The sequence below is a fragment of the Amphritea atlantica genome, assembly GCF_024347255.1.
Classification (GTDB): Bacteria; Pseudomonadota; Gammaproteobacteria; order Pseudomonadales; family Balneatricaceae; genus Amphritea; species Amphritea atlantica.
In genome coordinates this window covers 396676-409973 of the sequence record NZ_AP025284.1, presented here as the reverse complement: position 1 = coordinate 409973, position 13298 = coordinate 396676, and the positions used below count along the sequence as shown (strand labels likewise).

General features: G+C 49.0%; 11 protein-coding genes. 5 read left to right on the top strand and 6 right to left on the bottom strand.

The features are described 5' to 3' along the window. Window positions 1–108 precede the first annotated feature (108 nt). The 4 genes from OCU43_RS01920 to tcuA all read right to left on the bottom strand — a co-directional run bounded on the left by OCU43_RS01920 (window position 109) and on the right by tcuA (window position 4890). Entirely contained in the window at window positions 109–1428 is a 1320-nt protein-coding gene (locus OCU43_RS01920) for an OprD family outer membrane porin (protein WP_175483446.1), read from the bottom strand. A gap of 185 nt (window positions 1429–1613) precedes the next feature. Then, entirely contained in the window at window positions 1614–2294 is a 681-nt protein-coding gene (locus tag OCU43_RS01915) for a GntR family transcriptional regulator (protein WP_091355085.1), read from the bottom strand. A gap of 96 nt (window positions 2295–2390) precedes the next feature. Then, the gene (tcuB, locus tag OCU43_RS01910; protein ID WP_091355083.1) at window positions 2391–3509 is read right to left on the bottom strand and encodes a tricarballylate utilization 4Fe-4S protein TcuB; all 1119 of its coding nucleotides are present in this window, start codon (window positions 3507–3509) and stop codon (window positions 2391–2393) included. Continuing rightward, complete coding sequence (gene tcuA / locus OCU43_RS01905; protein WP_091355080.1) at window positions 3496–4890, bottom strand: FAD-dependent tricarballylate dehydrogenase TcuA; 1395 nt, start codon at window positions 4888–4890, stop codon at window positions 3496–3498. Before tcuA ends, tcuB begins: the two co-directional genes overlap by 14 nt. A 229-nt stretch (window positions 4891–5119) precedes the next feature. Here tcuA and OCU43_RS01900 point away from each other — a divergent pair, with 229 nt between their 5' ends. From OCU43_RS01900 to OCU43_RS01890, 3 genes are read left to right on the top strand one after another with little or no spacing between them, the layout of a single operon-like run. Continuing rightward, the gene (locus tag OCU43_RS01900; protein WP_091355272.1) at window positions 5120–5791 is read left to right on the top strand and encodes a response regulator transcription factor; all 672 of its coding nucleotides are present in this window, start codon (window positions 5120–5122) and stop codon (window positions 5789–5791) included. Next, entirely contained in the window at window positions 5784–7211 is a 1428-nt protein-coding gene (locus OCU43_RS01895; protein ID WP_091355077.1) for a sensor histidine kinase, read from the top strand. Before OCU43_RS01900 ends, OCU43_RS01895 begins: the two co-directional genes overlap by 8 nt. Continuing rightward, window positions 7208–8269, top strand: a complete 1062-nt coding sequence (locus tag OCU43_RS01890) for an ABC transporter substrate-binding protein (RefSeq protein ID WP_091355074.1) — start codon at window positions 7208–7210, stop codon at window positions 8267–8269. Before OCU43_RS01895 ends, OCU43_RS01890 begins: the two co-directional genes overlap by 4 nt. A 6-nt stretch (window positions 8270–8275) precedes the next feature. Here OCU43_RS01890 and OCU43_RS01885 read toward each other — a convergent pair whose 3' ends face one another. After that, on the bottom strand, window positions 8276–9184 hold the full coding sequence (locus OCU43_RS01885) for a LysR family transcriptional regulator (protein ID WP_091355070.1): 909 nt from the start codon (window positions 9182–9184) through the stop codon (window positions 8276–8278). A gap of 125 nt (window positions 9185–9309) precedes the next feature. On the opposite strand from OCU43_RS01885, the gene OCU43_RS01880 reads away from it, so the two are divergent. Together OCU43_RS01880 and OCU43_RS01875 are read left to right on the top strand one after the other, a co-directional pair. Next, window positions 9310–10035 carry a sulfite exporter TauE/SafE family protein gene (locus OCU43_RS01880; RefSeq protein WP_091355067.1) on the top strand — a complete coding sequence of 242 codons (726 nt, stop codon included), beginning with the start codon at window positions 9310–9312 and terminating at the stop codon, window positions 10033–10035. A gap of 239 nt (window positions 10036–10274) precedes the next feature. Continuing rightward, a complete protein-coding gene (locus OCU43_RS01875) occupies window positions 10275–11246 on the top strand; it encodes a D-2-hydroxyacid dehydrogenase family protein (protein WP_091355064.1) in 972 nt (323 codons plus the stop codon). A gap of 152 nt (window positions 11247–11398) precedes the next feature. Here the strand turns inward: OCU43_RS01875 and OCU43_RS01870 are convergent, their stop codons facing one another. After that, a complete protein-coding gene (locus tag OCU43_RS01870) occupies window positions 11399–13276 on the bottom strand; it encodes a TRAP transporter permease (RefSeq protein WP_091355061.1) in 1878 nt (625 codons plus the stop codon). Window positions 13277–13298 lie beyond the last annotated feature (22 nt).

Genomic DNA, 13298 nt, shown 5'->3' with positions numbered 1-13298 from the left:
GAACTCAGTCAGAGCTGATGCTTGAGAAGTGGGAAAGACAGGTATTAAAAAGCAGTCGCGGGTGCGACTGCTTTTTCAGCTATCAATTAAAAATTGAAGGCGTGTGTATTAAAGATTAAAGGCGTAGGTATAATCCAGATACAGACGAACATCGGTTTCATCGGCTTTAACACCATCCACCCGACCGACTTCGTTTGAGTTGTAGTCGTGAATAACGCCAGTGAATTTCAATCCTTTTATTGCAGGAACTTTATAGCTGACTGCAAGTTCTTTCCAGTATTCATCAGCTGAACCTAACGAAGGATTGGCGGAGTTTTCTGCATCCCAGCCTTTTGCTGCAGCAATACTGGTCACCAGGCCTGGAGCGTAATCTTTCCAGTCGTACTGCACTGCCAGTTTCAAAACAGTTTCATTCGCATTGGTCATATCAGGCCCAACACGAGACCGTGTCGGAAAGGGGTTAGTGCCGTGATCGCCAGCAAAGTTGTCTTCTATCCAGATGTCATCGGTTTTCGATACGGCTGCAGTCAGTTGCGTATTGCCTTTGCTCCATTTCGCTTCAAGGAAGGCCCCCAGACCATCGTTACTGCTTTTAGTGACACCGGCAATGCTGCCTGCAACATCTTCATCGTCCAGATCCCCGCTTTCTGAACCAGTGACGAACAGATCACCGTTGTCAGATGAGCTGAACACCCCGGCGGTGAACTTCAGGCTGGAATCTTCAAACCGGGTCACATAACTTCCCCGCAAGCCAAGCTTACTGATGTAATCCTTAGCATTGAGGTATTCAGCGTCGACGGTGATATCATCTTTCTTATATTGAATGCCCATCAAGGACACATACTTGAGATCACCTTCGGCTGATTTGTCAGTTTTAAATCCGATGAAATGATTATCGGCACGCGGTGACCACTTATTGTACACAGCGCCATACAGGTTCAGCCCTTTTACGGGGATATACATGGCGCTGATGCCCTGAAAACTGTTAGGAACTGCGCGGCTACCAGAGCTACTCAGGAACATAGACTTATGAGTCTGGCGGCCAATTTTAGCGCTGAAGCCTTCAATCGGGGTCAGATTTATAAATACCTGCCCCAGCAAAGCGTAACCCTGAGCCTCACCATCTTTAACGGTCAGTACGTCTGTGGTGATTTTTCCGTCTGAATCAATATCCTGAACAAAATAGGGAGAGATGCCGACACCCAACAACCCTCCATATTGAGGCGTGCTCCAGTCTGCAGTAATGGCAAGCGCTGACTGGGTTCGATCATTCGCTGGGTCTTCATACTCCCGGTCAAAATAAACCAACCGGGTTTTGGTTTTCAGTTTATAGCTGCTGTCGCTTTTATCGGCTGCGATCGCATGTCCGCTGAGTATCGCGGATGCGACGGCGACAGTGAGTACTTTTGTTGTTGTTATTTTTTTCATGAATCTACTTCCCTTCAAGGCGAGTGGTCTTAACCGTTGATAGATAAGCCTGCCGGGTAAACACTCGTAATGAGCGGTTATCCCGGTTAGCTCATGCACCATAACGGACTAACCTGTCATAAACCTGTCACAACCTTCTGCGGTTGCCGGGACGGGGAGTTGAGAGCAGGGATCAGGCGTTGCCCTCAGGCTGGCGGTTGATTGGATAACTCACCGGTAAGGATTCGGATTCTGGCCTGCTGGGCCTGACGAATATGGTCGCGGGCGGCTTGTTCTGCGGCAACAGAATCGCCCTTTTCTATCGCTTCAAGAATTCGCTGATGTTCGGCCAGGGCCGTTTCACTACGCGAAGGTAGTGTATACGTCGTGGAGCCAAGAAGCGCCATCGCATCACGCAGACTACTCAGGGACTTCAGTAGATAGCGGTTATGCGCAGCATGATAGATCGCGTTATGAAAAGCACGGTTGATTTCCGCTTGTATCGCGACATTGCCGCTCTGTTGTTTCTCCTGATTAAAAATCTCCCGGAGACTGAAAATCTCTGGCTCAGAGGCGTGTTTCGCGGCGAGGCTGGCTGCAGCAGCTTCCAGCACTTCCCGCATCTGATAGAGTTCTATTACCGCCTGGTAGTCCAGCTCGGCGACGGCCATCCCTTTATGGCCAACAAGACAGATGAGCCCCTCAGACTCCAGTCGCCGAACCGCCTCACGTACCGGCGTACGACTAATTTTCAGCCATTCGGCCAGTTCTACTTCGCGTATCCGGCTGCCAGGCTTTAACTCACCACTGACAATTGCATTCAGAAGTTGCTGATAGGCGTGTTCAGCTCTGGAGGATTGCGATTTTTTTGAGGACTGTGTAGCCATGGAGGACCTCAGAATCAAATTGAAAAGAGAGCGTTAAATGCCACAGGGGTTTATCAGAAAACCCCTGTGGATCAATGGTCAGCTGGATCGCGACTTTTACTGCAATTGCTGTTCGCGTAACAGTGCCGCTAACCGATAGAAACCATGTACCATTTTAGAGAACGGCATTAACACAAAGAACGCTAATACTGAGCCAAGATGAAACGCTAACAGTTCGGGTAGCCAGGGGCTGGCAGCCAAAACATAAAGCGCTAATCCTGAAGTGCTGACCAAAAATAGCAAAATAATAAAGCCCATTTCACCACCCCAGACACGACGATCAGCTAAGTCCCGATCGGCTTGTAACTTTAAGACCCCGAGTCCCAGCGTTCCGATGCTGAGCAGTACCCCACCCGAAACGCCTAGCATTTTGGGAAGAGAGAAGAGGGGATACGGTGCCTGCATATCAAACAGGTAGTGCATCAGTGTGCCTACTGAGGTTGCAGCAAAGCAGAGCAAAAAGCCAATCATTGTCGCCTGATGATACCAGCGACGCGCATTGGAGAAGCGGTCTTCATCTTCGAAATTACACCCCTCCCCGCTACCCCCTGCAAGGTTACGCATCTTCGCAACACTCGCTAACGCTGCTTTGATATGACTCAGCTGCAACTGAGTGCCACCAACGCTGCGCCAGTAGCGCCGCACGCTGATAGCAATAGCTAACACCGGGAGTAAAAAAGCAGGGATAAAAATAGCAATCATAGCGTTATGAGAAAGCTGGCTATAAAAGCCTTCACCGAAGTTTGCGTTGATACTTTGAGGCAGCTGATTGATCAGCCATAGCAGCAGCGCAAACCCTATCACAACGGCAACAGCGAGAGCTGCACCACTACGATGGAATGCTCTGGCCATAAACGCAGGCATAGCATTGTCTTGCCAGCTGTTCTGACGAACTTCGGCCAGCACTTTAGGTATGTTAATACCGAACTCATGCGGTGCCGTGTACTGGCATGCGTAGTGGCAACCCCGGCAGTTGTGGCAAAGATTAGCCAGCTGAGTAATCGTCGACTCCGAGAAGGTCCGCTCGCGATTTACAGCAGGAAAGACCGAGCAGAAGCTCTCACAGTAACGACAGGCGTTACAGACTTCCAGTTGTCGCCGGGCTTCAGTCATAGAACCATCTATGGTTTGTACAGCTTCATTTGGGTCGATATTGACGACATTAATGCTTTGCATAGTTTGCTGCCTCCTTTCCGGCAATACGACCAAAAACGGTACCGATAGTCATTCCAAAGCCCGCCAGATAACCCTGACCCAGTATTGAGCCAGCCATAGTCTCTCCTGCAGCCCAAAGGTTTTCGATGGGGCCTTCGGCGCTCTGCACCTGGGCGGTTTCATCCACCTTTAAACCTAAATAAGTGAAAGTTACGCCTGTACGCAGGCTGTAACCGTAATACGGTGGGGTATCAATCGGTCTGGCCCAGTTAGTTTTAGCCGGTGAGATGCCATCAGTGGCAAGACCATCAAGTTCCGTTGGGTGAAACTGACCAGGGCGACAAGCGGCATTGAACTCCTCAATGGTGTTCTGTAATGCCTCTGGGGGTAAGGTGAGCTTTTCTGCCAGTTCTTCAATACTGTCAGCCTTGATCGGCGGGAATACCGATGGCATGAACAGTTCCAGCGACTTTGCATCGATGATGACATAGCCAACCTGTTCAGGCTGGGCTGCGACTAAGCGGCCCCAGATGGCATAACGCTTTGGCCATACATCCTCGCCTTCATCATAAAAGCGCTGAGCCGCATTATTAACGACCACCGAAAAGGGAACACAGTCCAGACGGGTAACGATGCCGCCATCAAACTTTGGCGCACGGCCATCGATGGCAACGGCATGGCACTGGGTTGGATCACCAACGGATTCAGCGCCCTGATCCAACAAATCACGTAACACCGCACCTTTATTGTATGGCGTTCCGCGAATCAGAAAGTTTTTCGCCGCCGGACCCCATGCACTGGCTAACCAGTCGAGGTCGGCCTGAAAACCGCCGGATGCAACGATAATCGCCTTAGGCGTTAATCGATGTGACCGCCCCTGGTGGGTGAACTCCACGGCCTCGATACGGTTGCCACAACGCTCAAGATGAGTCACCTGAGCTTCGTACATAACCTCAACACCCAGCTTAGAAGCGGTGCGATAATAGGCGTTGACCAGGGCTTTACCACCGCCCATGAAAAACGCATTGGTGCGGGAAAGGGACAAGGTGCCAGAGAGTGAGGGCTGGAAGCGTACGCCGTGCGCCTCCATCCAGGCGTAACTCTCTTCAGTGCCACGGATAGCGACTCTGGCCAGCTTTTCATCTGTCTTACCTTTGGTCACTTTAAGAAGATCTTCAAAGTACTCCTCTTCTGTATAGCGGTCCGTCAATACAGCTAACGGTTCCTGATGCATACAACGAAAATTACGCGTATGACGAGAGTTTCCGCCACGGTAAGGTTTGGGGGCTCCCTCTAATATTAAGACCGTACTGCCATGTTCCGCAGCAGTAATGGCAGCGCATAATGCGGCGTTTCCACCGCCGATGACTACCAGATCATAGGTTTTGGCTTGCTGGATCATTATTTTGCCTGCTCTTAATTGCATACAAATGAATACATTTGGGTACATCTTAGAGCGTCAAGCTGTCACCAACCTGTCACGGTGACTTAAGAAAGTGATATGGATCGTGAGAGCTACAGAATGAAAAATTATTCCTTCATTTTTCGTGGGCTAGACTGATAGGATGAAACGAAAATACTAATAAAAAGATCACAAACTGATGTTTGTGACGTTTTTCTTTGGCAAAAATATGCGAATTCTAATAGTTGAAGACGATGAGATTCTTGGTGAAGCCATTAGTCAGCGGGCGACGAAGCAGGGCCATGGTGCTGACCTGGTTACGACAGGTACAAAAGCCAATGAAATTCTTAAACATCAGTCTTATGACCTGGTTATTCTGGATCTCAACCTGCCTGGACTGAACGGTGACCAGGTACTGGAAAAGTTACGTAGTCGCCATTCAAAAACCCCCGTGCTCATCCTGACCGCTCGAGATCAGATCGAAGATCGAATTCAGTTACTGGATCTCGGTGCAGATGATTATCTGGCGAAACCTTTTGACTTTGGTGAGCTTGAAGCTCGTTGCAGAGCGATACTTCGACGCCATCAGGGACAGTCCCTGGACACCATTAACTATGGCAATCTTGAGCTGGATCGCCGTGCCTGCACCGTAAAAATTGACGCTGAGCTGGTCGAGATGAAGCAGCGGGAATTTCGTTTGCTGGAGATTTTCCTCAGTCACACCGGGCGTGTATTAAGCAAAGAAGAGTTACTTGATCACCTCTATGGTTTCGACGAATCTCCCAGCCCCAATGCGATTGAAACCTATGTAGCGCGCCTGCGCAAAAAGCTACAGAGTAGCTCCGTCGATATTCGGACGCTGCGCGGTCTGGGATATCTGCTGGATCGGGAAAATGGTTAGTTATCCCTCCCAGTCTATTCGCAGTCAGCTAACCCTGATGACCGTCTGTTTACTGCTTGTATTGGCAGCACTGAGTTACTGGTCGGCTCATATGTATGGCAACAGGGCAGCAAGACTCTCTTATGACCGGTTGATGGCCGGAGCGGCTCTGCAGGTGGCAGAAAGTATTGGTATTCAGGATGGAGAGGTGATTTCTGATTTGCCACAGGCGGCCTTCGAAACCCTGTCTCTGGCACCTGATGACCGGGTCTTTTACGCGATCACTACCGCTGATGGCAACCATATTACTGGCTATGAAGGATTACCCCAACTCAACCCAAGCTCTGGAAAAGTCAGGCGGTTGGATGGACGGAGCGAGCTATCCCCTCAGTTCTTTGATGCTTATTACAGTAATGAACCAGTACGCTTTGTTGTTGTGAAGCGGGTTCTGAATGATGTGGGTATTACGCTGGAAGTACAGATACAGATTGGTCAGACGCAGAGAGCGAGCAATGCACTATCGGCAGATATCAGTTGGCGCGTATTGCAGTTTGTCGCGTTCTTTTCCGTGCTCGCACTGGTGCTGATTTTGTTTGGTATCTGGATGCTGTTAAGGCCACTGAATCAGTTAAACATCGCACTCAGTAAACGTTCCCATGTGGATCTTAGTCCTTTGGATCTTCAGGTACCGCAAGAAGTGGAGCCGTTATTAAAGACGATTAATCACTTCATGGAGCAATTAGCCACAACGCTGGACCGTTTGAAGCGCTTTACCGGTGAAGCGGCCCACCAGATCAGAACACCGCTCGCAGGCCTGAAGTCACAGGCACAAAATGCCCTGGAGGAACATGATGCACAACTACGCGAGCTGCAATTAAAACGTGTCGTCGAATGCAGTGATCTGCTCTCAGGAACGGTCAGGCAGATGTTGAATCAGGCAAAGCTGACCTACCGGTTTCAGAGCGAACTGTTCAATTCAGTACGTCTGGATAGCCTGATTAAAGAGGTTTGTCGTGATGTGGCGGTGGCAGCTTTGCGCAGCGATGTCGAGGTTGTTTACCTCAGTGCGGTGGAGATTTGTGTCGATGGTGATGAGTTTGCATTAAAGCAGATGATACAAAATATCTTAGAAAACGCGATTAAATATAGTCCAAGCGGGGGTGTAGTCGAGGTGGATCTGGTTGCCACGGCCGCACCTAAAGGAAAGGTCAGCGCTGTGCTCCAGGTGAGCGATAGTGGGCCGGGCATCCCGGAAGATGAGCGGTCACATGTTTTCAAACAGTTTTATCGTAGCCCGAATAATAAGCGCCCGGGTAGCGGTTTGGGGCTGTCTATTGCCCGGGAAGTCGCTGAACATCATCACGCAATATTAGAGCTGAAAGACAACCAGCCGCATGGTCTGACGGTAGAGATCTGCTTTGAAGGGAGACTGGTGAAATGATACGGCAAGCGATGCTGGCATTAGTGCTAATGATCTGCAATGTTCCGCTTCAGGCTGAAACACTCTATGATCTTCCAGCGTCTGAGCAGCCCGAATCCCAACTCAGAATCTACGGCGCTGCGGATTATCCCGCCATTGCAGCGGTGTTGCAGCAGTTTCAAAAAAAATATCCCCGCATCTCTGTTCACTATACCGAGTTTAATACCCGGGTATTGTATCAGCGTTTTCTTGAGGAGCAGCCGCACAGTGTCGATCTGGTGCTGAGCTCCGCGATGGATCTACAAATTAAATTAGTTAACGACGGCTATGCTCAGCCTCATCTGTCTTTGGAAACAGAACGGCTTCCTCGTTGGGCAAACTGGCGTAATGAGATTTTTGGTTTTACCTATGAACCGGCGGTGATTGCCATCAATAGTGACGTTATAAAAGGTGAGGATCTGCCCCGTAGCCGTTCAGAATTGCTGAGTTTAATCCGGCGCAAGAGCGATCTGGTCAAAGGCAGGATCGGCACATTTGATATCGAGCGGGTTGGCGTTGGCTACCTGACCTGGGCTAATGATCGCAAACAATCAGGCAGCTACGGGCGGATGCTAGAGTCCTTTGGCACCCACCAGGCAAGGCGTTTTCCGAGTAGTTCGTCGATGCTCAAGGCGCTTGCCAGCGGTGAAATTGTCATCGCTTACAATCTTATGGGCTCTTATGCGCTCGCCGCAGCCAAGAAAAATCCCGTGATTAAGGTCATCATGCCCGAAGATTACACGGCGCTGGTAATGCGCAGTGCGTTTATTCCCAGGAAGGCCCAAAACTTACATAACGCGCGTCTGTTTCTCAACTATCTGCTCTCGCTTGAAGGGCAGCAACTGCTGTCAGATAGCGCCAGCTTATTTCCCATTCGTGATGATGTCACTGGCATGCAAACCGCCCATACCCTGCTCAGTTCATCTCAAGGTCGGTTTCAGCCGATTCCACTGGGACTCGCACTATTGGTGCATACCGATCAGGCGAAGCGTCGCCTGATTCTGGATGAGTGGGACGCGGCTATGAAGTCAATCGATTAAGGTCACTTATCGCTCTTTGCTAGCAATCATCTCATCCCAGAAATGGCTGGCCAGTTCACTCAGGGGATGTTGCTGCAACCGGATCAGGTAGATAGGTACTTCGCTACACGAGGCGAAATTCTCTACCTGTAGCGGAATAAGTGCCCCACTTGCCAGTTCTGCTTCAATCATATGCAAAGGGATACGTGCCCACCCCATATCAGCCAGCAGTAGTGCTTTCTTAACCTGATAATCTTTGACATACCAACGCCGTCCACCGGAGATGATATTGATATTATCGATCGGTGACTGAGAGCCGGTGTCTGCCACTAATATATGCGGAACATGGCGAAGCACCTGCTGCGCAATGACCCCTGAGGTGTTGCGCCTATTGGCTTTCAGCAGACAAGCGTTAATACAAGCGGGGGTGGCGACAGTAATCATCGATACCTTTCCGATATCCACAAATTCAAAACGGTCATCCAACCCGGTATGAGGGCCAATAGCCACATCCGCCTTATCCAGATGCAGTTGTTCGAGAATACCCGAGAGATGCTCAGTGCTGATACTCAGTTGTAAATCCGGATGCCTGTCGCAGAATTGTTTGATCGTGTTAAGGCCCGGGGGTATGGCACACATGGCACTCAGAGAGATCGACAGACGGGGTGCAGCGCCTTTGGACAATTGATGCCCAAGGGATTCCAGTTCCGCCACATGATTCAGTAGTCGTTTCGCTTCCTTATAGAAGGATTTTCCTTCAGCGGTCAGGGTAGGTCTGTAGGCATCCCGGCTTAATAAACTGATCCCAAATTGTTCTTCCAGTGCCTTCACCGCCGCACTGATGGTGGGCTGGGTTTTGAACAGGTGAGAGGCCGCCGCGCGAAAGCTGCCCTGCTCGACCACGCTGACAAAGGCTCGCAGTTGATCACTCTTCATGAACGAAAAAACCTATCATTATGATAACAATATGTAGTTATCATGTTTTCGTCTTTAGCGCTACTCTAGTCGCTAATTTACGATTTAATACCCCTCTATTGTTTGAACGCGTAAGGAGCTAATTGTTGGACAGTGCCACTCTCGTCTTATTGGGCGCAGGATTAATTACCGGTTTTTCTAAGTTTTCAGTTGGCGGTATGGGTATGCTGATCCTGCCGCTACTGATGATTACTCACTCCGGCCCCGAAGCATTGGGAATCATGGTGCCAATGTACATTGTGACGGATCTGGTCGTCATCTCACTATATAGCAAGCAGGTGAACTGGGGTGTGCTGTTCCGATTGCTCCCCCTGCAGCTGCTGGGCATGATCATGGGGAGCTGGTTGTTAGCCGGTATGAGTGCCTCGGTGTTTTCCTGGCTTATTGGCAGCATCATTATCGGCATGGTGTCCTTAAGCTGGTGGCTGGAACATCATGATGCTGCATTTATGCGCAAACCCGCGATGGCTTCCTGCGTGGGTCTGGTGACCGGCGTTATCAGTATGACTGCCAGTGCGGCGGGACCTTTAATGAGTCTTTATATGTTGGAGCAGAAACTCACAAGAACGGCCTACATCAGTACCCGTGCATTTTTCTTTTTGATTATTGATCTGGCAAAAATCCCCATGTTGCTGAGCTTAGGGTACCTGAACATGGAAACCACCCTGACGGGTATCAAGGCTTTACCGGCGGTTGCGATCGGTGCTTTTATCGGGTTCTGGCTGTTACGTTCGTTAAAGTTAACGCAGTTTAAATGGATCATCAGGGGAATGGCTGCAGTCGCAGCAATCAAGCTGTTTATGTTCAGTTAACGATCCTCTGCAGTGGATAATCGCGGTATGATCATGCAGATCAAAGCGAGACACAGCAAGCATTGCTATAACGAAAGAGCATGACAATATTCAGCGCTGGTGTGACCGTGGGTGTGCATCTGTTTCATCATCGTTCCCCCATCGCTTACTCGAACAATAAGGCTGTGCTATGTGCTATGTGCTATGTGCTATGCACGATGCCTGATTCTACGGTTTCGTCAGATAAAAAGGAGAGCTTCATGAAGATTGCCGTTTTAGATGATTATCAGGATGTTGTTAAAACCCTGGATTGTTTCAAAATCCTCAATGGACATGAGGTTCACGTATTTAATGAAACCTGGACGGATGCTGAAGCGCTAGCTCAGAAACTATTTGATTTTGAAGTCCTGGTGTTAATTCGGGAGCGCACTCAAATAACCGAAGAGCTGTTGTCAAAACTGCCAAACCTCAGGCTTATCAGTCAAACCGGTAAAGTCAGTAATCACCTGGATCCAGCCTTGTGCCACCAATATGGCGTCTCTGTCGTTGAAGGGGTTGGTTCTCCTGTCGCGCCATCTGAACTTTGCTGGGCGCTGATCATGGCAGCTTCCCGCAATATCCCTGAATATGTTGAAAATCTATCACGTTCTCAGTGGCAGGATTCAGGAGTACTCGGGTTAGGCCGGACATTAAATGGCTTAACGATAGGCATTTGGGGGTATGGGAAAATTGGTAAACGCATCGCCCAATACGCAAAAGTATTTGGTATGTCTGTGCTTGTCTGGGGCAGTGAGGCATCCAGAAAACTGGCTGAAGAAGATGGGTTTGCGGCGGCCTCAACCAAACTGGATTTTTTTTGTTGTGCTGACATCGTATCTCTTCATTTGAGGTTAAATGAGGCGACAAAACACTGTGTAACCAAAGCTGATCTGGCTTGCATGAAGTCAGACTCTCTATTTGTAAACACCAGCCGGGCAGAGTTAGTTGAGCCCGGTGCGCTGTATAGCGAAATGAAAGAGAAACAAACAAAACGGGCTGCATTAGATGTGTTTTTGGTGGAGCCCGCCAATCAAACCAGTGAAGCACTGTTGTCATTACCAAATGTACTGTGCTCTCCCCATCTTGGTTATGTAGAAAAGGGCAGTTATGAGCTCTATTTTAAAATCGCATTTGAAAACATTCTGGATTTTATAGAAGGAAACAATACAGGTCTGATACCACAAGGGAGCTGAATGAGAGGTCCTAATAGAAGCTCTGCATGGGAGACCTGAATACAAGCCCCGAAACGCTTCCAAATTCGCTGGCTGCAAAATGAGCGATTGGATCATGATGAAAGGAAAGGGTGATGCACGGTGCGTAACACCACCCTTTTTGAACAGACGCGCTATAAACTTAAGGCTTTAAACTGGGCCCGCTTATGCGCAACACAATGAAACACGATATAAATAGTCCCGGCAGAAATTGCGGCTATCCACAGCAGTGATCCTGTCGAAAAAATCATCGCTGTCGCACCGGATATTAGCATTATGGTGCGTTCGAAAACGTTCATCGGTTTGTTCAGATACCCGGTCAGGCCGATCGCCCAGATGATAGTCGAGAAGATTAAGCCCACACCGGCAATCATAATCTCCATTACCGTCCCCTGAAACAGTAGCGCCTGATCACTGACAAACGCAAAGGGGATCAGAAACGCCACGGCACACATCTTAAACGCCACGAAACTTGTTTTCATCGCATCGGTCTTAGCTACACCGGCGGCGGCAAATGATGCCAGAGACACCGGCGGAGTCACCATTGATAAAACGCAGAAGTACATCACAAAGAAATGCGCCTGAATAGGCTCCAGACCCAGTGTTTTCAATGCCGGAACATAAAGAATTGCGCCAATAATATAGGCGGCAACCGTCGGCAGTCCCATACCCATAATAATGCAGCCAATCACGACCAGGATCAGTGAGATCGCATAGGAACCATCACCTACCGATATAAGTCCGGATGCGAATTTCAACGCCAGATTTGACTGAATCGCAACGGAAATCACTATACCGATAGCGGCAATTGGAACTGCAATGACGGCTGCCTGATATCCTGAATCCGTAACCATTTTAGGCAGATCAGACAGTTTATAGCGTGTTTGCTTTGTCAGAAATGGGGCAAATAAACAGGTCAGCGTAGCCCAAAGAACAGCCACCTGGGCAGACAGGCCGAGGACCAATCCGATTATCAGGACTATCGGCGGTAGCAGCATATGTATACGCGGCAGGATGGGCGTTACCTCTTTCAGATCCTGATCAGTCAGTGTTCCGGCACTGGTTTTCTTTGCGTACAGGTGGGCAAAGATAAACAGCGAGAAATAGAACGCAAGGGCGGGAAAAATACCGGCTAACGCGACGTCACCATAGGGAATAACCAACAGTTCTGCCATGACAAACGCTGCAATCCCCATGATTGGAGGCATTAACTGGCCTCCGGTCGAGGCGATTGCTTCAAATGCGGCAGCCATTTCTGGTTTGATGCCCGTTTTTCTCATCAACGGAATAGTAAATACGCCGGTTGACGTCACATTGGCGACCGCGCTTCCGGATATTGTGCCCATCAGGCTGGAACCGATGATTGCGACCTTAGCCCCCCCACCGACAGACTTTCCAACCAGCTTCATGGCAAGATCAATAAATAGCTGACCACCACCAACCGCACTATATATGACACCAAAAACAATAAAGTAGAAAATGAAGTTAACTGATGTTGCGGTCGTCACCCCCAGAATACCACTGGTTGTCATGATCAGGATTTCAGACCACTCCTCTAATGATATTTCACCAAAGCTGATTCCGCCTGGCAGAAGATGCCCGAACAATCCATACATACCGAATAGTACAATCACAGCAACCAGAATGTTGCCGACAGTGCGTCTGACACCTTCGATGAGTATGACGGTTAAAATGATAGCCATCGCAATGTCGTACCATTCAATGGATGAAACATTCTCTATTCGGTTGTTGAGTCTGGAAAGCTCCACAAAGTAATATGTGGCAACAAGTCCGGCGCAGGCGATGAATATAAAATTCACAATGCGGTTTAGCGCTGATGATTTACTGAAGGGTATAAATAGAAAAACCAACAGTATTGATACAGTCAGGTGAAATGAACGTTCAGCCAGGGGAGACTCTGGATAAAATAGCACCCAATACTGAAAGATAATAAATACACTACAGATCGCTAGCTTCAGATAGCTTGTGATAGTTGTGACTATGCTATTCATAGAGATATCCTGAATTGTTTCT